The sequence below is a fragment of the Romboutsia weinsteinii genome (assembly GCF_002250835.2).
Taxonomy (GTDB): Bacteria; Bacillota; Clostridia; order Peptostreptococcales; family Peptostreptococcaceae; genus Romboutsia_A; species Romboutsia_A weinsteinii.
Genome location: NZ_NOJY02000008.1, coordinates 20635 through 41640, shown reverse-complemented (window position 1 = coordinate 41640; position 21006 = coordinate 20635). Strand labels below are relative to the sequence as shown.

The 21006-nt window shown below is 27.9% G+C and carries 22 protein-coding genes and 1 pseudogene; 5 read left to right on the top strand and 18 right to left on the bottom strand.

Features of this window, described 5'->3' with window-relative positions:
* Window positions 1-11 precede the first annotated feature (11 nt).
* The 4 genes from CHL78_RS06180 to CHL78_RS06165 form a co-directional block, all read right to left on the bottom strand.
* The gene (locus CHL78_RS06180; RefSeq protein ID WP_094368660.1) at window positions 12-941 is read right to left on the bottom strand and encodes an ATP-binding cassette domain-containing protein; all 930 of its coding nucleotides are present in this window, start codon (window positions 939-941) and stop codon (window positions 12-14) included.
* Window positions 942-1492: 551 nt separating this feature from the next.
* The gene (locus CHL78_RS06175; RefSeq protein ID WP_243446385.1) at window positions 1493-2632 is read right to left on the bottom strand and encodes a deaminase domain-containing protein; all 1140 of its coding nucleotides are present in this window, start codon (window positions 2630-2632) and stop codon (window positions 1493-1495) included.
* A gap of 246 nt (window positions 2633-2878) precedes the next feature.
* Entirely contained in the window at window positions 2879-3241 is a 363-nt protein-coding gene (locus tag CHL78_RS06170; RefSeq protein ID WP_094368661.1) for a hypothetical protein, read from the bottom strand.
* Between the two features lie 122 nt (window positions 3242-3363).
* The gene (locus tag CHL78_RS06165; protein WP_094368662.1) at window positions 3364-4107 is read right to left on the bottom strand and encodes a metallophosphoesterase family protein; all 744 of its coding nucleotides are present in this window, start codon (window positions 4105-4107) and stop codon (window positions 3364-3366) included.
* Window positions 4108-4373: 266 nt separating this feature from the next.
* Between CHL78_RS06165 and CHL78_RS06160 the strand changes: the two genes are divergently transcribed.
* Both CHL78_RS06160 and CHL78_RS06155 read left to right on the top strand, forming a co-directional pair.
* Window positions 4374-4646 carry an ArsR/SmtB family transcription factor gene (locus CHL78_RS06160; RefSeq protein ID WP_094368663.1) on the top strand — a complete coding sequence of 91 codons (273 nt, stop codon included), beginning with the start codon at window positions 4374-4376 and terminating at the stop codon, window positions 4644-4646.
* Between the two features lie 118 nt (window positions 4647-4764).
* Window positions 4765-5121 (top strand): permease, encoded by a 357-nt coding sequence (locus CHL78_RS06155; protein ID WP_094368664.1) that lies wholly within the window; start codon window positions 4765-4767, stop codon window positions 5119-5121.
* 349 nt (window positions 5122-5470) lie between these two features.
* On the opposite strand, the gene CHL78_RS06150 is transcribed toward CHL78_RS06155, so the two are convergent.
* Window positions 5471-6328, bottom strand: coding sequence for an alpha/beta fold hydrolase (locus CHL78_RS06150; RefSeq protein ID WP_094368665.1), 858 nt, complete (start codon window positions 6326-6328; stop codon window positions 5471-5473).
* 323 nt (window positions 6329-6651) lie between these two features.
* Here CHL78_RS06150 and CHL78_RS06145 point away from each other — a divergent pair, with 323 nt between their 5' ends.
* Window positions 6652-7239 (top strand): TetR/AcrR family transcriptional regulator, encoded by a 588-nt coding sequence (locus CHL78_RS06145; RefSeq protein WP_158540644.1) that lies wholly within the window; start codon window positions 6652-6654, stop codon window positions 7237-7239.
* Window positions 7240-7308: 69 nt separating this feature from the next.
* On the opposite strand, the gene CHL78_RS06140 is transcribed toward CHL78_RS06145, so the two are convergent.
* On the bottom strand, window positions 7309-8523 hold the full coding sequence (locus tag CHL78_RS06140; RefSeq protein ID WP_094368673.1) for an MFS transporter: 1215 nt from the start codon (window positions 8521-8523) through the stop codon (window positions 7309-7311).
* A 477-nt stretch (window positions 8524-9000) separates the two neighbouring features.
* On the opposite strand from CHL78_RS06140, the gene CHL78_RS06135 reads away from it, so the two are divergent.
* Window positions 9001-9885 carry a methyltransferase domain-containing protein gene (locus CHL78_RS06135; RefSeq protein WP_243446384.1) on the top strand — a complete coding sequence of 295 codons (885 nt, stop codon included), beginning with the start codon at window positions 9001-9003 and terminating at the stop codon, window positions 9883-9885.
* 235 nt (window positions 9886-10120) lie between these two features.
* Here CHL78_RS06135 and gshAB read toward each other — a convergent pair whose 3' ends face one another.
* From gshAB to CHL78_RS06075, 12 genes and pseudogenes are all read right to left on the bottom strand, one after another.
* Window positions 10121-12424: a bifunctional glutamate--cysteine ligase GshA/glutathione synthetase GshB gene (gshAB, locus tag CHL78_RS06130; protein ID WP_094368667.1), complete on the bottom strand. Its 2304-nt coding sequence runs from the start codon at window positions 12422-12424 to the stop codon at window positions 10121-10123.
* Window positions 12417-13736 carry an MATE family efflux transporter gene (locus CHL78_RS06125; protein WP_094368668.1) on the bottom strand — a complete coding sequence of 440 codons (1320 nt, stop codon included), beginning with the start codon at window positions 13734-13736 and terminating at the stop codon, window positions 12417-12419. The genes gshAB and CHL78_RS06125 overlap by 8 nt, the downstream gene beginning before the upstream one ends.
* Window positions 13737-13781: 45 nt before the next feature.
* A pseudogene (locus tag CHL78_RS21475) lies at window positions 13782-13913 on the bottom strand (gamma-glutamyl-gamma-aminobutyrate hydrolase family protein); the annotation flags it as partial.
* 402 nt (window positions 13914-14315) lie between these two features.
* The gene (locus tag CHL78_RS06115) at window positions 14316-14534 is read right to left on the bottom strand and encodes a hypothetical protein (RefSeq protein ID WP_094368669.1); all 219 of its coding nucleotides are present in this window, start codon (window positions 14532-14534) and stop codon (window positions 14316-14318) included.
* A gap of 69 nt (window positions 14535-14603) precedes the next feature.
* Window positions 14604-14855: a 4Fe-4S binding protein gene (locus CHL78_RS06110; protein WP_094368670.1), complete on the bottom strand. Its 252-nt coding sequence runs from the start codon at window positions 14853-14855 to the stop codon at window positions 14604-14606.
* A gap of 24 nt (window positions 14856-14879) precedes the next feature.
* A complete protein-coding gene (gene trxA, locus CHL78_RS06105) occupies window positions 14880-15191 on the bottom strand; it encodes a thioredoxin (RefSeq protein WP_094368671.1) in 312 nt (103 codons plus the stop codon).
* Window positions 15192-15226: 35 nt separating this feature from the next.
* Window positions 15227-15706 carry a C-GCAxxG-C-C family protein gene (locus tag CHL78_RS06100; RefSeq protein ID WP_243446383.1) on the bottom strand — a complete coding sequence of 160 codons (480 nt, stop codon included), beginning with the start codon at window positions 15704-15706 and terminating at the stop codon, window positions 15227-15229.
* A gap of 33 nt (window positions 15707-15739) precedes the next feature.
* The gene (locus CHL78_RS21040; RefSeq protein WP_116041261.1) at window positions 15740-17560 is read right to left on the bottom strand and encodes a TRC40/GET3/ArsA family transport-energizing ATPase; all 1821 of its coding nucleotides are present in this window, start codon (window positions 17558-17560) and stop codon (window positions 15740-15742) included.
* 1 nt (window position 17561) lies between these two features.
* Window positions 17562-17870: an arsenite efflux transporter metallochaperone ArsD gene (gene arsD / locus CHL78_RS06090; protein WP_094368231.1), complete on the bottom strand. Its 309-nt coding sequence runs from the start codon at window positions 17868-17870 to the stop codon at window positions 17562-17564.
* Window positions 17871-18026: 156 nt separating this feature from the next.
* On the bottom strand, window positions 18027-19121 hold the full coding sequence (gene arsB, locus CHL78_RS06085; RefSeq protein ID WP_094368230.1) for an ACR3 family arsenite efflux transporter: 1095 nt from the start codon (window positions 19119-19121) through the stop codon (window positions 18027-18029).
* A 91-nt stretch (window positions 19122-19212) separates the two neighbouring features.
* On the bottom strand, window positions 19213-19956 hold the full coding sequence (locus CHL78_RS06080; RefSeq protein ID WP_094368229.1) for a metallophosphoesterase family protein: 744 nt from the start codon (window positions 19954-19956) through the stop codon (window positions 19213-19215).
* A gap of 17 nt (window positions 19957-19973) precedes the next feature.
* Complete coding sequence (locus CHL78_RS06075) at window positions 19974-20360, bottom strand: ArsR/SmtB family transcription factor (RefSeq protein WP_094368228.1); 387 nt, start codon at window positions 20358-20360, stop codon at window positions 19974-19976.
* 314 nt (window positions 20361-20674) lie between these two features.
* On the opposite strand from CHL78_RS06075, the gene CHL78_RS06070 reads away from it, so the two are divergent.
* Window positions 20675-20857, top strand: a complete 183-nt coding sequence (locus CHL78_RS06070; RefSeq protein WP_199534003.1) for an ArsR/SmtB family transcription factor — start codon at window positions 20675-20677, stop codon at window positions 20855-20857.
* Window positions 20858-21006: the final 149 nt, after the last annotated feature.

The window sequence follows — 21006 nt, the reverse complement described above, 5'->3', positions numbered from 1 at the left end:
TATTTCCCTCCTTAATTTGCTTCAACAATCTTTAGGAATACATCCTCAAGTGTTGGTAGTTTTTGAGCCAATTCAGCAACTTCTATTTCTGCATTCTCAAGTTTTTTCAACATGTCTGTCATTTGTTTAATACTTCCATCTGTACTTACAGAAATAGTCTGATTATTTGTATCTAGACTTGTTTTATATTCATTAAGTAATTCAAGTGCAGATTCTATATCTTTGTCATTATTAAATCTTAGATCAATATGTCCTTTTGGAAGAAGTCTTTTTAATTCTGACGGAGTTCCTTCAGCTACAATTTTTCCTTTGTTTAAGATTGCAATCTGGTCGGCAAGTTGTTCGGCCTCCTCTAAGTACTGAGTTGTTAAAAACACAGTAATTCCTGAGCTAGAGAATTCTCTTATAATATTCCACATAGCTATACGACTTTGCGGGTCTAACCCTGTAGTTGGTTCATCAAGAAATATTACAGATGGATTCCCAAGTAAACTCATAGATATATCAAGTCTTCTTCTCATCCCTCCAGAATAAGTTGATACTGGTCTGTCTGCCGCATTTTGCAACTTAAATTTTTCAAGTAATTCATCAACTTTTTTATTTACATCTTTTATATGACGTAGTTTTCCAATCATACGTAGATTTTCTCTTCCTGTTAAAATTCCATCCACTGCTGCATACTGTCCTGTAAGACTTATTTTCCCACGTACTTCATATGCTTTGTCCACAACGTCAAAGCCGCATATTTTAGCACTACCTCTATCTGGATTTATTAGTGTTGTCAAAATTTTAATAGCAGTAGTTTTTCCTGCACCATTTGATCCTAATAGTGCAAATATACTACCTTTTTCCACTCTAAAATTTACATCTTTAAGTACCTTTATATTTTTATAAGACTTTTCTAGTCCATTGACCGAAATAACAGTATTATTTTGATTCATATTTGTATTCTCCTTGATTTAAAATTTTGATATTTAGATCTTCCGAAACATTGTTACACTCATTGTTATAGATAGGCTCTAATTCTCATTTAACTACAAACTTTCATTTGAACTTTATCAAATGATATTTAAAATTATATATATCTCTCCCTTCACAGTTTCAAAATCAAAAACAATGTTACGTTTTAAAATTGATTAAATCTATATATTTTTTAATAATTTTTTATTTAATTACATAAAACATAAAGAAGCATACTATCAATTCTGTTGTATTTAGCTTATTTATTTACTTCATAACGTATATCAGTAGTAAATAATTGTTACAAAACCTTATCTATAATATTTATAGATAAATCCCTTTTCGTAACATTGTTTTACTGAACAATTTTATATTAACAAAACAATGTTTCGTTGTCAACTATAATATTTTATCTTATTTTTATATCTTTCATTATATTTATATTTATAGGTAGTATAACTTACATATAAAAACCGTATCACTTTTTTGTGATACGGTTTTTATATCGTGACTATATTACATATCATAACTACTATGCACCATATTTTTTAATATATTTCACCTGTACATTTATATCTGGATGCTTTTTACAAAACTGATTAATTACTAAATAGCAACTTGGGCATGGCTCCCATTTACTATACAAAACAAGATTCCCATGATTTTTTAAAGTTTTATTCTCTATCTGTTTGTGTATTTCTTCAAATATCTTTTTTTCACTATCATTAACTCTATCATATCCTATACCTAATTGACCTAACTTATTAACTTTTCTACTCTTAAAAGTAGCCTTGTCTCGTTGAGGTGATTTGCAATAATCACTTATCTCATTACTGCCACTTATTGCTCTAAATTTTTTCCTATTAAACGTTGCAACTGCAATATTTATAGAGTCTTGTAATGCTTCACTTTGATTTATTTTAAATATTGAATTTTCCTTTTCTTCAACTTTAATGTATTTATTAATATTTTTTATTAAACGTTTCATTCTAGGTATGTTTTTATTTAAATATTGATAGTACTCTACAGAGCCCTTCTTTGATTTAATATACTCATAATTTATTTTATCTGGTATATTTATAGATATTGTTTTAACTCTAGATTGAGAGTTGTAAGCTTCATCTACAACTTCTTTTTTTGAAAGTATCATTTTTTTTAGCAACTCAACATCTTTTGCATAAACATAGTACTTATCTATTTCCTCTTCTAATTCTTCTAGCTTAACTTTATCTTCTTCACTCATTATTCCAGAAATCTTATTTGATATTTTTTCTATTTCTTTTAGCAAATCATCTACGTTCTCTTGAGCATTTGGGATTCGTTCATATTCAACTCTATCTATAATTAATGTCTTTATTTCCCCTATTTCTTTACATAATCTGTCGTGCTCACTTTCAAATATAGTAATTTTCTTTATATAGTCAAATAGCTCTCTAATATTATTTGATCTATACACAATTTCTTCTTTTATAAGGCACGTAAACAAATTATCTACTATACTATTATCTACATCAAAATAACTTGCAATCTCATATTTAAAATCTTCTTCATTGCAATCATCTATTTCATAACCTTCTTCTTTTAATGCATTCTTGAAGTCATTTAAATTATTGATTTTTAATCTTTCTTTTTTTATCTTTTTTGATAGAATATTTGTTTTTATTGCAGTCACCTCATCATGTCTAATCTATTCCCCCAAAATAATATTATCAATTTCTAAATGTCCCCATAGTATATTACCTCACTTATAATACATTATTTTAAGCAAAAAAACTACTCTAGTTTTTAATCAATGAATACTTTACTTACTTCCATATTTTGTATAACTCTGCTTTATTCATCAAAAGTTTTTGCTAATGTAATATAAACTAAAAAGAGTTCACTATATAAATTAAAATATAGTGAACTCTAAATATAACTATTTCCACACATATGCATCTTTCATTATGTTTTTGCGCTCTAATTCTTCAAATCTACTATTAAGATTTAAAAATGTATCTATAAATTTTTCCTTATCTTTAATATCTATCCCCAGTTTATATGACTTACTTAATCCCAAAGCAAACTTTCCCATCGCTATTCTAAATTCTTCGTAACTGCTATCATATAATTTATATTCCGTACTTAATTCTTCTAAGTCCTCTAAGCTAGATACCGCAAAATACTCATATGATTTTATATCATTTATCGTTTTAATATCCATGTAAATTGTTGCTGTGCTAGTTTTTCTTATAAAGTAATTCTTGTACTCATTTATTATTAATCTATCGCTCTTATTCATCAAAGTAGTTATCTCCTGTATTTATTAGTAGTTTATTATATGACTTTATTAATACCCATAAATTCTACTATTATAGATTACAGTTTTATAATTAATAACTAATATTTTAACTTATGTAATAGCTATTTAGCACTACCCTCTCTTATAATTCTTGCAAATTCATTTGGTAGTATTTCATCACCTTCTATTTCTTTTGCCATCTTTTCATAATCATAAGCTACTTCTACTATTTCAACCTCAACATGTGAAGAACTATTAATTTCCTCATCAGTATTTTTTATATCTATAATTACATAGTTAGCATTAGGATTGTTAGTTTTTGGTTTTCCAACACTTCCAGCGTTTACTAGTAGTTTTTCACCATAATACTTAGCATATGGTATATGAGTATGTCCACAAACTAATATATCTTCTATTAACTCATTCATAACTTCATCAGCTTCTTTAGAGTTTTCTTTTAGATATTCATTTATTAATCTTGTACTTCCATAAACAAATCTTATTGTCTTATTATTAAAAGTAAATATTGCTTCCTTAGGTAGACTTCTTAAGTATTCTTTATTTTTATCACTCGTATTACTTCCTGTAAAATGCATTGAAAGCCCTGCCTTTTCAGCATCCTTAGGATTTGGGTAGTCACATCCACATGCTATTTTTGAGTTTCCTATTGCATCATCATAGTTACCCATTATAGTAAGTATTTTGTTTTTTCTTAAAGTCTCTATTACCTCATTGGGTCTTGTAGCATATCCCACTAAATCACCTGTGCAAACAATCATGTCTACACTTCTTTTTTCAATATCAATTAAAACCTCATCAAGTGCATATATATTACTATGTATATCTGAAATTACTGCTATTCTCATAAGCTCTATTATATTCTCCTTAGTTTTTTTATATTTAGTTATAACTCTCTATAAGTAGTTAAAATTTCTGTAGCCTTTTTTAGTTTTATTGTATCTCTAGTTCATTTTCTAAATATAGAATAAATTATATAACCTTATGATATTCTTATAATTTAACTTTCACTAGCTTCTAATACTAATATATAAAATTTAATAACTATAGTTAAAAACTTTATCATTGAATATAAAATATTTGATATAATAATAAATAATATTGGAGGTAGAAGATGAATAACATAGATTTAATATTTAAAGCTTTATCTGATCCTATCAGACTAGAAATACTAAAAAAACTATATTCTGCTGAAAGTGTTTGTGTTTGTGAACTTGTAAATATATTTGATATATCTCAATCTAAGTTATCTTACCATTTAAAATTACTACTATCAGCAAATCTTATAGACAAAACTGCTAGAGGAAAATGGAATTATTATTCCGTAAATAGAGATAGTATTTCTAAAATATTGACTTACGAAGTAATTCAAAAATTATTTTTATAAATAGTTATCAAATCAAAAAAAATTGATATAATGAATATTAGATAATAATTTGATGTTTAATTAATATCTTTTTTTATTTTTAACATCAATTTTTTTTGTTGTATTTTAGGGAGGTCGTATGGACATATTTAAATTTTTCACAGAACAAGTTCTGGGTATGAAGTGGCTATCAGATTTAGTAACATCCTTTGTTGAAAGTGTATTAAATCTAGATGTAGCTTCTAGATTAGGAGGAGATATTCAGCTTTTCATATATGATACAATCAAAATTTTTTTACTTTTATCTGTACTAATATTTTTTATATCATATATACAAAGTTACTTCCCTCCTGAGAGAACTAAAAAAATATTAACTAAATTCAAAGGAATAACGGGTTCAACTGTTTCTGCACTATTAGGAACTGTAACTCCATTTTGTTCTTTCTCTAGTATTCCTATTGTAGATTATAAAAAAAGTTGTACCCTAAATTATTAATTAATTTTAAAATACAACTTTATCAATTTATTAAATTTTATAAATAACTACATTTTAATATCTAATAAAATTTTATATTCTTATGCAAAAATAAAATCATATCAGATGTAAAGTAAAGGTTCCTTATCCAGAAGGTAAAATAATACCTTATATAAAGAAAAATGAAGATGTTTTAGACTTTAGGTATATAGATTATATAGCTCTATTTGATCTTGAATGTAATCAAATAGAGTTATATAAAGTATGAAGAGTATTTAATCTAGTACTAAAAAATGGAGGGTAATTGCCCTCCATTTTTAGTGATACAGTATATTTTAACTATTTTAAAATATTTATTCTAAAACAAGTTTTACTCATATTTTGAAGTATGTTCTATGATAGCATCTATCATTGTATTCCAGTCAGAGAAGTTAATCTCATGACCTGCTCCATCAAGAGTAACTAGAGATGAATTAGGTAATTCGTTATGAAGTGCTAATGCATGTTCATAAGGAAGTATAACATCATTTGTACCATGAATTATAAGCGTAGGTATCTTTATTTCTTTAATCTTATCCTCATAGAAATCATCACCTTTTAGAGTTGAATGATTAAACATACTAAGGATATTATTTACTCTATTAACATCTTGTGTAGCTAGTTTACGTGTTCTATTTTCATCAAAGATACGCTTTGGTCCACAAAGCATTTTACCACCTTCAACTAAATAGTCAATAACTTCATTATTGTTTGTCCAATCAATTTCTGCACCTTTTGCATAATAGCTAAATAAACATTCATCTATAGATGGTAAGTTTCTTTCACTTTCATCAGATCCGTAAAGACTTGATGACATATTAGTCATACTTAGTACTCTGTCAGAGTGATTATAAGCTATTACTTGTGCAATCATACCACCTAATGACATTCCTATAATATGTGCTTTTTCTATATTATAAACATCAAGTATTCCTAGTGCATCATTTGCCATATCTGTAACTGTATAGTTAGATGTACCTGGTTCATAATTTGTTGAACGTCCAACATCTCTATTATCAAATCTGATAACAAATCTTCCTGAGTCTGCTAACTGCTTGCAAAAATCTTCATCCCAATAAACCATAGAGTTTGTTGCTCCATTTATTAATAAGATTGCTGGTTTAGACGAGTCTCCAAAACTTTCTGTACATATATCAATTCCGTTAATTCTAGTTATTTTTTCATTCATTATTTATTCCTCTTTTCATTTATTTTTTGATGTTTAATTTTAAATTTTTACAAAGGTACAATCAAATATCCCAAATGTATCTAAACAAAATTGGTAAATATAAATGAAATGTACCTAGAATTAACGTAAGCGCATAAACTTAATTATCATTTTAAAATATCTCCTAACAATATAGTATAGGAACTGGGTTCCTTAGATTTATTTCATCATAATTCTTACTAATTACGATAAACTAATAATACCACTTAACACTGTTAAGTGCAATATTAATTATTATTGAAATTTCTGGTATAATAATATATATGAGGAAGGGTGGTATAGAGATGGATGAAAATATACGTTTAACAAAAAGTTTAATAGTATCTACAGGAATTGATATATTAAATGAAGATGGAATAGATAAGCTTTCTATGAGAGTAATTGCTAGAAAATTGAATGTAAGTGCTACTTCTATTTATTGGCATTTTAAAAATAAAAGTGAACTGCTACTTTCTATTTCTGAATATATATGTCAGCAAATTAGTCAAAGTACAACAAAAGAGTCTGATGAAGACTTATTAATTGATTTAATAATTCAATATAGATTAGTATTAAAATCAATTAGAGACTCAGTTGAAATAATGCAGATGACACCTCCTATTACTCCTTCAAGACTAGAACTTATAAAAAATATAAATAAGTTAATACTTAATTTAGGCGTAAAGGAAGAAGATGTATTTATAAGCTCTACGTTAATTAATAATTATGTGCTATCTTTTGTATCAGATGAAAAAAACTTTTGTTTTGAAAATGTAGATGAATCAGATACCCTTTTCAGAAATTTAGGAATAGTTAACACTAATTTAGATTTAGAAGTTGAATTTATGAAGGGTTTGAAGATAATTTTAAATGGCATAAAAATATCTATATAATTAAAAACTACGGATGTAAAAGATCTATTTATTAGTGCTATCGCATCCGTAGTTATAATTTAGTTTGTTCTATTTATTAGTATTTCTCACACTCTTAAAGCATAACGAAACCACAGCTAAAGATATACAAGCAATACCGCATAATATAAACCAGTTATTTACACCTAGTTTATCAGCAAATAATCCTGAAAGAATTAAACCTGCTGGCATAGCAAAAGATGTTACACTACCGAAAAATCCAAATACTCTACCTAGATACTGTATATCAATTTTTTCTTGTATTAAAGCAACTTGTGGACCTGAATAAAAAGAAACTGCAAATCCCATTACTATACATAAAACTGCAAATATCCAAAATCCACTACTTGGTAAAATTCCAGATAATGTTATAGCAACACCCATTAAGGCTATTGCTGAAACAATAGTATATCCTCTATTTTTAAATCCACCCCATACTCCAAGAACCATACCACCTATAAGCATACCTATAGAAAATGTTACTTCAGTAATTGAAGCATGCATTGTACTTCCATTAAAATGACCTAGGGTTATTAATGGGAATAATGCATTTATTGGTGAGTAAATGAACATAAATATGGCACCTATACAAATTAGAGCAAATACACCTTCATTTTTTCTAATTACATTAAATCCTTCTTTCATTTCTAACAATAAATTAGTTTTTTCTTGCCTTTGAGCAGTCGGGTTTGAAGGTATTTTTACAAATGAAGTTGTTATAGAAGCAAATACTGCACCGACCACATCAAACATTACAATAGTACTAAGACTACAAATAGGATAAAGAATTGCAGCAATAGCAACCCCAGCCATATATCCAATTGACTGAACTGTTTGAGTATACCCAGAACATTTAGTAAGTTTATCTTCTGGAACAATTAAAGGTGTTACAGCATTAATTGCAGGTGTATGAATTGATGTACCAATACTTCTTACAAATAATATTACAAGAACAAGCCAGATTGGAATTTCTGCATACAAACCATATATAGCTAGAGCTAAACTTACAGTAGCAATAAATAAATCTGCACCTATCATAGCTATTTTTTTATTCCATCTATCTACTAACGTACCAGCAAAAAGACCTAATACAGCATTAGGTAAAAATGCTACTATTGATGCAAAAGATAAAATTGCTGCAGATTCAGTGCTTACAGATAAATGCCAAATTAGTGCCATTTGTAATACTGCACTTGTTAAAAATGATATTGATTGACCAAACCATATTGTTAAAAATTTATATTTCCAATTGTTATTCATATTTATATCTCCTATTATTACAAAATTTGTTTTTTTAATTAAAAGCAAGTTTTGTAATACGGGATCACCGCATCAAAACTTGCGGTATTATCTTAATCTCATAGAATGTATCATAGTTTTTACTCCTTAAATCAAGTATTAATCAACTTGGTTATTTGATAACTTATATAATACTACTTAACACCGTTAAATACAATACTAATTTATCCTTGAATTTTTTGGTATAGTAAAATATATAAGAAAAATTTCAAATGAAAATAAGGTAAAATGTATTAAATCTTTACGTTAATAAAAATCTTGCGTTCAAGATAATGATATGATATCTTTATTACACTAAATTAAGGAGGTTAGTAAAATGAGCGTACTTTCATACATGAGATTAAGAGGATAGCACACGAGTTGTGGCTATCGTTAATATAAATTTAATATAATGTCATAACTCCGTGTTATTTAATACTAACAGTTAAATTTAGGAGATTATGAATGATGAAAAAATTAAAAAAGATTGAAGTTTTAAGAATATTACTTAATGATAATATAGAAATACTTAGGTGCCCAGTTTGTAAAAACACTATAAAAACTATAAATGAAAATAGCTTAGTATGTGAAAATAACCATTGTTTTAACATATCTAAAAAAGGATATATTAATTTATTAAAAAATAATGCTAAGACAATTTATGATAAAAGTTTATTTGAATCTAGAAGTAAAATATACGATGAGAAAATATATGAGAATCTTTCTAGAGAGATAATAGATATAGTAGGTAAATATAGCGGCAATAAAGATATCAACTATGTGTTAGACACTGGTTGTGGAGAAGGATATTATTTAAACCAGCTATATTTAGAAGAAAAAATCAATAAAAAGTGCAAGCTATTTGGAATTGATATATCAAGAGAGGGTATTTCTTTTGCAACAAGACACGAAAATGATATATTATGGAGTGTTTCAGATTTATCAAACCTACCATTTAAAAATAGTAAATTTGATATAATACTAGATATACTTTCACCTTCAAACTATAGAGAATTCACCAGAGTTTTAAATAAAGATGGAGTCGTAATAAAGGTAGTTCCAGAGGAACACTATTTGAAGGAAATAAGGTCTGAAATAAAAGAAAACATAAAAAAATACACCTATTCTAATAAAGACATTATAAATGCATTTAAAGATAATTTAGACATAGCTTATGATAAAAGAATCACTTATAAAACAACGACTTCTAATTTAGAAGATTTTATAAAAATGACTCCTTTAACATCTAGCTTAAGCAAAGAACAAATTAATGAATTGATTAAATCTAATATAAAAACTATAACAATAGATTTAAGAGTTATCGTAGGGAAAATAAAAGAGAGCATATAAACTAGGAGGTACCCAAGTAACTATAAATCTATGTATATATACATTTATTTTGGTTCTGTTATATAATTTAGTTACAATAAACAAAAATGGCTAGAAGTATTAAAAACACATCAGTACCTAGCCATTTTTTATAATTACTTCTAATAGTTATAAATTGTTTAAATTTACCCGAACTGTGAACATCAATATGAGTTCATATATATTATTTATTTGTATCTTTTAAATTTGATTTATATTAGATAAATTCTAAAATATCTAATATCTCTTTAGCAATTTCTCTTTCAGTCCCAATATAAGGATATGAATGAATATGAATAGCTGGGTTAAAGTTTAACTCAATTATTCCATACTCAGAATTTTCATTAGCATAATCATCTATCATCATATCAACCCCACAAATATTTGCACCAATAGCTTGAGAGGATTTAACAGCTATATCTTTAAATATTTGAGGTATATCATCAGTGTAATCAATACTATCTCCACCTGTACTAATATTTGAATTTTCTCTTAAATACACTACTTCATCTTTTTTAGGAATATAATCAAAATCTAATCCTCTATGCTTTAAAAATAACGCTGCATTTTCATCTAAATCAATTTTTTCTAATGGAGTCTTATACCCCTTGCCTCTTAGAGGACTTTGGTTTTTAATCTCTATAAGCTCTCTAATAGACTTTACTCCATCACCTACTGCATTTGCAGGAACTCTATGAAGTATTCCTACCACTTTATCTCCTATAACTAAGAATCTATATTCTTTACCATTTATAAATTCTTCTACTAACACTGTAGTATCATATTTAAATGCTATTTCAAATGCACTCGTAACATCTTCTTCACTAGCACCTTGAGGGAATATACTTATACCTGTCCCAAAATTTGTAGACTTCGGCTTTATAACTATAGGCTTATTTGTGAAGTTATCAATTTCACTTATTGCATCTTCAATATTATCAAATTCACTACCATCAGGTACTCTTATATTGCTCTTTTGTAGTATTTTTTTAGTAACCACTTTATTTTCCATAGCAAGAACAGTTACATAGTTATCTTTTGATGTTTTTGTTGCTTGCTTTACATACTCTATTTTATCGTCTTTAGTAAGAGATATAAAATTATCACTTCTATCAATTAATTCTGTTTTGATACCTCTTTTAATAGATTCTTTCATTAAAATCTGAGTTGATAGTTCTAGGTCTTCATATCCTTCCAATTTAAATCTATTGTTATAAGCTAAATCTTTATATTTTTTAGCAATATTTAAATGAGCATTTATATATCCTTCTTCTTTTACTTTTTCAATAATTTTATAAGTATAAGTTTCTTTATAATCTTCGACTCTTTTTCTTGTTTCCTCTATTATGTCTTCATACCCTAATTGTAGCTCATCATTTATAACCTTAACTTTATTTAAAATTTCAAGTCCCCATTGTACCTTAGATATAGACTTTCCATCTTTTATTAACTCAACATCATGTTGTCCACGAGTTGCTATTATATTCTGATTGTTTAGTGCTTCTTGTTGCCAATTTTCATAACTACTTTCATCTTCAATTAATAAAAATAAGTTAAATACATTTATAAAATGCAAGTCATTTAAAGTAATTCCGCCTTTTTCAAATGGGTTTATATCAATACTTCTATATTCTAAATAATTTATTCCATCACTTACTAAAGACTTAAGTAATGATTTAGGATCTTTTGCCTTTAATCTTATTGGAGCATATAATTCTTTATGACTATCAATAAAATCTTCATCTATAAACTTATTGATGCTATTAACATACTCTTCTACACTGTCATAGCTTGGGAATAGATCTATTTTATTTTTATAACCACATTCACTATTTCTATAAGATAGCGCTCCTTCATTTGAAAAACTTCCTTTTGATATTTCATCAAGTTGTTTTACGCAGTCCTCATTATAACTTTCATGTACAACGCTTGTACATCCTAAAAGGTATATAAGTAACCATCTATATCTTAGATAATTTCTAGTAACCTTTAAATATATATCATCTTTAAAATCTTTATAATCACTTGATTTATTGCTATTTTCATATAGTTTCTTTATTATGTTTTCATTAAATGAAAAATTATAATGTATTCCTGATATTAATTGCTTTTTTCCTCCATATTTTAGAAGTAACTCTTCTCTATATTCTCTTGCGATTTTTCCTTCTTCACATCCACAAAACTCTGCTATTGGTATATCTTTATCTTCTGGTATTATAGCTGGCATAGATTGTGGCCATAAATACTCATCTTCAAGTTCCATAGATACTATGTCATAAAGTGCATTTAAAAATTTATATGTCTCTTTAGTACTTGAAAATGCTGGTGTTATAAGTTCTAATTGACTTTCTGAAAAATCTGTTGTTATATATGGATTACACATTTTATATCCAAAAATAACTGGATGTGGTTTCTCTGATAATTTTCCTTTTGGATCTACTCTAAGTCCTTCTCTTTCAACTCCAAAATTACCTTTTAATAGTTCTTGTTTAGTAAATAAATTCTTCATTGTCTTAAGCATATTTGTCATCCTTTCTAACCTTAATTCTATACATTATATATGATGCTATTCCTTTTAAAACACTTGATAGTGATATACTAATCCATACACCATTTACACCGAAATACTTTATAAATACTAGTGCCATTGGTATTCTAAGTACTGTAAATATTATACTTATCATAGCTGGAATATTTGGCATTCCAAGACCTGTAAACATACCATTTGAAACCATTTCAATAGCACCAAATATTTGTGAAATTGCAATTATTCTTAAATACATACTAGCGATTTCTATAGTGGCAGTATCCTTTATAAATATAGTGACTAAATACTCTGGTATTAATAAAAATACTACTGATGTTATAATTGCATATACTACACCTATTTTTAGAGATGTATGATACCCTTTTACAATTCTATCGTATTTTTTAGCACCATAGTTTTGCCCTGTAAAGCTTGCTATCGCACCATTCAATCCACCAATTACCATAAATGTTATTGATTCTATTTGAAGTCCTATCTTTTGACCTGCTATTGCATCTGATCCAAATATAGATATTATTCTAGCTAGTATTATATTTACTATAGTAAATAGTACTCTCTGAAATGACATCGGGAATCCTAGTTTTATTATTTCAACAACTTTATCCTTATCTATTCCTATTTTAAAATCAAAGTTAAATAACCCTTTTGAGCTTACCCTAAACATTATATACATAACTATATTTGCTATTAGTGTAGCTATAGCTGCCCCTAATACTCCAAATTTAAATACATATATAAATATTGGATCTAGTATTATGTTTAAGATTATACCAACAGCACTTATTTTAAGTGCTCCTGAGTTCTGTCCATAACTTCCAAGTATTCTTATATACATTAAGTTAAAGAATGAGAAAAATAACATTGGAGCACTTATAGCTAGATATAAGTTAGCACCATTTTCTACGACTTCATTTCCTAGATTTAAAAATCCTATAAAGTACTTTCCAGCCAATATCAGAATAAGTGCATATATAAGACCTAATATAAAATTAATAAATATTCCTGAGTTTATATATGCTTTAACCTCATGTTCTTCATTTTTACCTAATGCATGCGAAACCTTTATTCCTACGCCTATAACTACTAGCGTATTTATAGAGTACCCAAGGCCTATAAAAAAGCTTGATGAACCAACACTGGCTACGGCATTGCTTCCAAGTCCTCCAACCCAAAACATATCTACTATATTATAGGTAAATTGTAAAAGTGAACTACCCATTATAGGTATAGCCAACGCTGCTATTACAGATAGTACCTTTCCTTGTGTCAAATCCACTTTTTTCATTTATTTCTCCTTTATATTTCGTATTTTACATATTCTTTTTACATTTTATTTAGATGCAGCTTCAATTAACGCCATAAATATTTTTTTCATTTTAGGAAACTCTTTCGTCATCATTTCTGGGTGCCACTGAACTCCTATAACAAAGTCTTCTCCTACTTTTTCTATAGCCTCAACTACTCCATCTTTTCAAGTTGCAGATACTATATATTCTAGAGCAACTTTATTTACACCTAAGTGATGAAAACTATTTACTTGTACCTCCTGAAAGTATAAGAACTGTATTTTTTAAATTCAAAGTATGCTATTAAATTTTATCCTGGTTTAAGTTAAAATATATACATTATACTAAATCAATTTTTTTTGATATTACCTTTTCAATTAATTACTATTTAGAATTGATTTGTGTGATATAGTTTATCATAAGTATACCATATAAATCAATTTTTTTTGATGTTAGTTTTTTCTATATAAGTTTCTACTACTATTAATTTCAAATAACTTAAAATAAAAAAGTATAATCCCTATAAAAAAATAGAAATTATATTTTTTCAATTAATCTGTACATAAATGCTTTATTTATTATATTGTATTTTTCATATGCTTTGATTTTAAATCTTGTTCCTTTAAAAGAAGATGCTGAAGTTGATTCAAAAGCTCACCATCTTCGTATATAAAGTCTATATAGTATAAGCACGCATCACTACTAGTTTCTTTGTCTTTCTCAGTATTATATTTAAAACATTTGACTTTATTACCTTCTATTAACACCCCTATACCACAACTGCTACAAGTTTTCATTAATATTCCTCCATACATAAAATGAAAGAGGAGAATTATCAAATTAATTCTCCTCTTTATACAATTTAATTAACAGCATCCACCTTTGCAACTACATCCTGGCCCACAATATCCACTTTCTCTTGTATCTCTATATTTAATTGCTCCATTTGGGCACAAGTTTGCACATCCGTTGCAACCTTCTATGCATCCTTCTATATTAATTACTTCTGGCTTTGGATATTGATCTTTATCATACACTCCAAAATTACAATTCTCTACACATTTACCACAATTATTGCACTTACTATAATTAATAACTGGATACCAATTTTTAGACATTTATTATCCCCCTAATATTTTAATTTATATGTGAGCCTCTACCTTAGCCTTTATAGAATCTTTAGGCATAAAACCTACCATAGTATCTACTTGCTTTCCATCTTTGAATATCATCATTGTTGGAACTGTCGATACCATAAACTTTCTAGCAATTTCCATACTTTGATCTATATCAACTTTAACAAATTTAGCACTTTCATTCATTTCATTACCTAGCTCTTCAAATACTGGCGCTAACATCTTACAAGGACCACACCAAGTTGCAAAAAAATCTACTACAACTACTCCATTTTCTACTTCTGATTCAAAATTATTATTGTTTAATATTTCTGCCATTTTCTTTTTCTCCTTAGTTGATCTTTATACTGTTTTTATTTCGTGTCTATATTTAACTCTCTACATATTATCTTTGCCGTTTCCTCTGCTACTTGACCTGTAAAGAATACACATTGATCCATATGTTCTTTTTCTCCAAGTGTCATACCTTTTGTTAATACTCTACAACATACCGATTTATTTTTTCCTTTAAAGAAATCATGTAATTCTTTAGATAATTCCATAGCTTTACCTACTTTTTCATCCCTTGCTTCACTTCTTCCAAAGAATAGTCCAAGTGCCATTATTCCACCTGCAACAGCTCCACAAGTACAACCTGAACCACCCATTCCTACTGGAAATCCTGATGCCATAGATATTACTTCATCAGATATATCTACTTTAAATTCATCTCTTATTACTTTAACTATTGCTTCTGAGCAATAGAAATCTCCATCTCTATAGTAATTCTCTGCTGTAACTCTTACTTTCTCTAAATCTATTACTCTTTCTAACTCCATAGTATTGTTATTCATAATATGTTTATCCCCTCTGTTATTTAAAATTCATTAAAATATTACATTGCCTATCTTAGTTAGCATATCTATTCCTTTTATTTCTTTATCATACATAGGTACTCTCACAACCTCAGAATTTTCAAAGTCACTTTTTATTTCACCTAAATACTTTTCTTGCATATTTCTTCTATTTCTAAAGAATGGTGTAGTTGCTTGTTCCTCTGGTATTATAAGGTTTACTATAACCATTTGAGTCTCAATTCCAACAGTTCTAAGCTCTTCACTAGCTCTATAGGCTTCTATTATAGGAGTCTTTTCAGGGTACATTACAAAACTAAAAGTAGTTTTTTCTTTATCCTTCATAGTAGCGATAACTCTATCAAACTTTTCTTTTTGCTTTTTATCTTCTTCACTTATCTCAGAAGTAACTCCTGCCTTCATTTGGATTTGCTTTGACCAATCCATAGGAAGTTCTAACAGTCTTAAAGTATGACCTGTTGGAGCTGTATCAAACACTATAACGTCATATTCTTCCTCTGAAGCATATGATATAAACTTTTGGAAAGCTGCCATTTCCTCAGTACATGGAGAATTTAATTCTTCTTCCATAGTAGCTATTGTTGCTCCACTAAATTTAGATTTAGCATCTTTTAATACTGTTTCTTTGTATTCTTCAAAAGCAACCTTTGGATCTATTTTAGCTGCATATAAATTAGGGCATCCATCTATAGGAGCAGGACTATCTTGTATTGGCTTATCTAATACTTTACCAATATGAGCTGCAGGATCAGTAGTAAGAAGAAGTGTTTTTGATCCTTCATTGGCACATTTGACTGCTGTAATACAAGCCATTACAGTTTTTCCAACTCCACCTTTTCCTGAGAAAAATACATTTCTTACCGAATTTTTATTAGGTAATATAAGATTTTTAGCACCTTCATTTTTATCTATTTTTATATCATAAATATTTTTGTACTCTGCCTTAGTAGTTTTTTGTGGCTTATTACCTTCAAATAATATAGAAGCACTTACTCTAAATCTATCTACACCCTTAAGTTCACTATCAAATAGCTCCATAGTATCTATTGGTAAATTATCAAAAATGCCTTTCGCCTTATTTAAATAGCCTTGTTGCATTTCATATCTTGATTTGAAGAAAGGTGTTAATGCTTCATCTTCTGGTATAAATCCATTTATTATAACCTTTGTAGTTGATATTCCAAGCTCACTTAGTTCATGCGATGCTCTTATAGTTTCATCTAGTGATGTTTGTTCTGGTTGCATAACGAATATAAAGTCTGTTTGAGAAATATCTCTTAGTTTTGATATCGCTCTGTCAAATTTATCTTTGCTGTCTTGTATCATTGATACTGGTCCCATACAAGTTTGTCCACTACCTTGTGCGCTTTCCTCTATATGCTTAGACCAATCTATTGGAAGTTCTAATAATCTTATAGTATGACCTGTTGGAGCTGTATCAAATATTATAACGTCATATTCATCTATTTCCATAAAGTCAATAAATCTATCAAATGATGCCATTTCTTCTGTACATGGACCACTTAATTGTTCATCTGCTATTTTTATCATTTCTTCATCAAAAATTTCTCTCATAGGAGCAAGTAAATTTTCTTTATACTCATTTGTTGCTTCATCTGGATCTATTTCCATAGCATAAAGATTTTCTATATTATTTATTTTAGTTATTTTGTGACCAATTTCTTGTTCGAAAACATCTGATAAGTTAGCAGCAGGATCTGTTGTTACTATTAAAGTTTTTAAGCCTTTATCTGCATTATATACTCCTGTTGTACATGCCATTGAAGTTTTTCCAACTCCACCTTTTCCTGAGAAAAATAAAAACTGTGTCATATTACTCACCTCTTAAGCTCGATTTTAATTCTTCTAGAGTTGGATATGCTCCAGCTTTTATTACTTTTCCATTTAAAACAGTTATAGGAAGTATCTTTTGACCATTTTCTTTTACAAGCTTTCCAACTTCCATATTAGCCATAAACTTCATTGAATGAGTTTGTGGCTGATATCTTTCAATAACTATTCCTTCGAATTCATTCTTTAATGCTTCTATATCTTCTCCTATTTTAACTAAATTTTTATCAACACTAGGACCACATATACCTGTAGAACAACACATTGTAGGTTCAAATATTTCTATTTTCATAATAATTCTCCTTATAATTTTAATTTATTGCTTATATTTAAAAGGAATTTTGAGTTTTCCTAAACTATCTCTAAAAATTTATACAATTATGGGAAGCCTTGCCTAACATAATGTTAAATTTTGACTTCCCATGAATAGTTAATTATATTTTGATATTTACTTTGCAAACCAGTGTCTAGTTTTATTAGCTATTGCTACAAGTGCAAGCATTACAGGCACCTCAACTAAAACCCCAACAACAGTAGCAAGTGCCGCACCTGAATTAAGTCCAAATAAAGCTATTGCAACTGCAACTGCTAACTCGAAGAAGTTACTAGCACCAATCATAGCACCTGGTGCTGCTATATCATGAGGTAACTTCCAAACCTTAGCCCAAAGGTATGCTACAAAGAATATAAAGAATGTTTGTATTGTAAGTGGTACAGCTATTAATGCTATGTGCAGAGGATTATCGATTATCTTTTGCCCTTGGAAAGCAAATAATATTACTAATGTTAATAATAATCCAATTACAGTTACTCCATTAAACTTAGCTAAGAATACATTTTCGAAATAGTCTAATCCTTTTTTCTTTATTATCATAGTTCTAGAGAAGTATCCTGCAACAAACGGTATTATAACGAATAAAACTACTGATAATAATAATGTATCCATTGGTACAGAAACATCTGTAACTCCTAATAAAAGTGCAACTATTGGAACAAATCCTACTAAAAGTATAAGGTCATTAACTGCAACTTGAACTAATGTATATGCAGCATTTCCTTTTGTTAAATGACTCCAAACAAATACCATTGCTGTACATGGAGCCGCTCCAAGTAAAACTGCTCCTGCTAAATATTCTTTTGCTAAATCAGCAGGTATTATATTTTTAAATACTACTAATAAAAAGAAATATGATATTGCATACATTGTGAAAGGCTTTATTAACCAGTTAGTACCACAAGTAACTGCTAAACCTTTCTTTTGCTTTGCTGCATTTTTTATAGATGTGAAATCTATCTTAAGCATCATCGGGTAGATCATAAGCCATATAAGTATAGCTACTGGTATTGAAACTTGAGCATAAGTAAACTTATCTAAAGTTTGAGGTATTTGAGGTAAGTACACCCCTATTAAAACTCCTGCTACTATGCACAGTGCAACCCATATGGTTAAATATTTTTCGAAGAACCCAAGTCCCCCACCTTTTTCTTTTTCACTAGCATTAACATCAACTGCTATACCAGCTTTTTTCTTGTTATTACTCATTTATTATTCCTCCTATTCATATTCTCATATTCACATATATGAATATGAGTTTTTATAATTTAAGATAAATTAATTTATCTTAAATATATATTTACTTTGAACTTCCAAGTCTTATAAGCCTTGCAAAGTCATTTGGAAGTGTATCATTCTCTTCAATTTCCTTTGACATTTTTTCAAAATTATAAGCTACTTCTACTATTTCAACTTCAACACTTGAAGAAGTTTTTGATACTTCATCTTCATTTTTTATATCTATAATTACATAGTTTGCATCAGGCCTATTAGTCTTCGGCTTTCCAACACTACCTGCATTTACAAGTAATTTTTCTCCATAATACTTGGCATATGGGATATGTGTATGGCCGCAAACTAATATATCTTCAACTAATTCACTCATAACTTCATCTGCTTCTTTTGAATTTTCCTTTAAGTATTCATTAATAATTCTTGTACTTCCATGTACAAACCTTATAGTTTTGTTGTTAAAAGTAAAAGTTGCTTCTTTAGGTAAGTTTCTTAGATATTCTTTATTTTTAGATGTAGTTTCTTGACCTGTAAAGTGCATTGAAAGCCCAGCCTTCTCAGCATCCTTTGGATCTGGATAGTCACATCCGCATATTATTTTTAAGTTACCTATTGCTTCATCATAATTTCCCATTATAGTAAGAATATTTTCTTTTCTTAAAGTTTCTATAACTTCATTTGGGCGAGTTCCATAACCTACTAAATCACCTGTACATACTGTCATATCTATATCTTTTTTTTGTATATCAGATAAAACTTCATTAAGTGCGTACACGTTACTGTGTATATCAGATATTACTGCTATTCTCATTGTACTACCTCCAAAGTTTATTTTCTTTTGTTTATACTTGAAATTATATCTTTAGTTTGTGACACTGTTTCACAATTAAGTCCTGCATCTTTATATGCTTTTAAAATTTCAATGTCATATTTTAATATTTCATCTTTTTCTAACTCATTTCGTAAAATAAGTTCTATAAAAGTATAATCTTTTAATGTATTTTCATCTAACTTATAATAAACATACTTTGCTTCTTTGTAATAAGTTACTAAATTAGCATTCGTAAGCTTATTTAAGTGCCTAGATGCATTAGATTGTGTTATTTGAAGTATAGATTCTATTTCACAAACACATAATGGTCCATCTCTTAAAATATTAACAATTCGAAGTCTAGTTTCATCTCCTAGCGCTTTTAACTTTTGTATGATGTTCATAAATTCTCCTTTTCAGATTATCATATTCACCTTTAATCATATGATATGCTAAAACTTTTATTTTGTAAACAATTAAATCAAAAAAAATTGATTTAACTGTCGACAATTTCTATTATTTATAATTTACATAAGTATCTATATTATTATTAAATTATACTAAATTAATATTTAATTTAATTAATAATATAAAATTTGTTATAATAATATAAAGCATTGGAGGTTATTAACATGAATAATATAGATTTTGTATTTAAAGCATTATCTGATCCTATAAGGATAGATATATTAAAAAAGCTATATTCTGCTGAAAGTGTGTGTGCGAGTTAACTAACATATTTGATATATCTCAATCAAAACTTTCTTATCACTTAAAATTACTACTTTCTGCAAATCTTATAAATAAGACATCTGAAGGAAAATGGAATTTCTATTCTGCTAATAAGGATGCAATTTCAAAAGTATTAACTTATGAAGTCATTCAAAATTTATTTTTATAATAGAATTGTCAAATCAAAAAAAGTTGATATAATGAATAGTATAGATTCCAAAATTTAACTAATTCGTTATATCAACTTTTAGTTTTGTTAAAAAGCTACATTTTTATATTTTTAACATCAATTTTTCTTGATGTATATGGGGGGGGCGT

Excerpts from the sequence above, each read along its gene's own strand:
- CHL78_RS06180 (WP_094368660.1), bottom strand. The coding sequence starts at position 941 with ATGAATCAAAATAATACTGTTATTTCGGTCAATGGACTAGAAAAGTCT.
- CHL78_RS06170 (WP_094368661.1), bottom strand. The coding sequence starts at position 3,241 with ATGAATAAGAGCGATAGATTAATAATAAATGAGTACAAGAATTACTTT.
- CHL78_RS06165 (WP_094368662.1), bottom strand. The coding sequence starts at position 4,107 with ATGAGAATAGCAGTAATTTCAGATATACATAGTAATATATATGCACTT.
- CHL78_RS06160 (WP_094368663.1), top strand. The coding sequence starts at position 4,374 with ATGAATAACATAGATTTAATATTTAAAGCTTTATCTGATCCTATCAGA.
- CHL78_RS06155 (WP_094368664.1), top strand. The coding sequence starts at position 4,765 with ATGGACATATTTAAATTTTTCACAGAACAAGTTCTGGGTATGAAGTGG.
- CHL78_RS06150 (WP_094368665.1), bottom strand. The coding sequence starts at position 6,328 with ATGAATGAAAAAATAACTAGAATTAACGGAATTGATATATGTACAGAA.
- CHL78_RS06145 (WP_158540644.1), top strand. The coding sequence starts at position 6,652 with ATGGATGAAAATATACGTTTAACAAAAAGTTTAATAGTATCTACAGGA.
- CHL78_RS06135 (WP_243446384.1), top strand. The coding sequence starts at position 9,001 with ATGATGAAAAAATTAAAAAAGATTGAAGTTTTAAGAATATTACTTAAT.
- gshAB (WP_094368667.1), bottom strand. The coding sequence starts at position 12,424 with ATGCTTAAGACAATGAAGAATTTATTTACTAAACAAGAACTATTAAAA.
- CHL78_RS06125 (WP_094368668.1), bottom strand. The coding sequence starts at position 13,736 with ATGAAAAAAGTGGATTTGACACAAGGAAAGGTACTATCTGTAATAGCA.
- CHL78_RS06115 (WP_094368669.1), bottom strand. The coding sequence starts at position 14,534 with ATGAAAACTTGTAGCAGTTGTGGTATAGGGGTGTTAATAGAAGGTAAT.
- CHL78_RS06110 (WP_094368670.1), bottom strand. The coding sequence starts at position 14,855 with ATGTCTAAAAATTGGTATCCAGTTATTAATTATAGTAAGTGCAATAAT.
- trxA (WP_094368671.1), bottom strand. The coding sequence starts at position 15,191 with ATGGCAGAAATATTAAACAATAATAATTTTGAATCAGAAGTAGAAAAT.
- CHL78_RS06100 (WP_243446383.1), bottom strand. The coding sequence starts at position 15,706 with ATGAATAACAATACTATGGAGTTAGAAAGAGTAATAGATTTAGAGAAA.
- CHL78_RS21040 (WP_116041261.1), bottom strand. The coding sequence starts at position 17,560 with ATGACACAGTTTTTATTTTTCTCAGGAAAAGGTGGAGTTGGAAAAACT.
- arsD (WP_094368231.1), bottom strand. The coding sequence starts at position 17,870 with ATGAAAATAGAAATATTTGAACCTACAATGTGTTGTTCTACAGGTATA.
- arsB (WP_094368230.1), bottom strand. The coding sequence starts at position 19,121 with ATGAGTAATAACAAGAAAAAAGCTGGTATAGCAGTTGATGTTAATGCT.
- CHL78_RS06080 (WP_094368229.1), bottom strand. The coding sequence starts at position 19,956 with ATGAGAATAGCAGTAATATCTGATATACACAGTAACGTGTACGCACTT.
- CHL78_RS06075 (WP_094368228.1), bottom strand. The coding sequence starts at position 20,360 with ATGAACATCATACAAAAGTTAAAAGCGCTAGGAGATGAAACTAGACTT.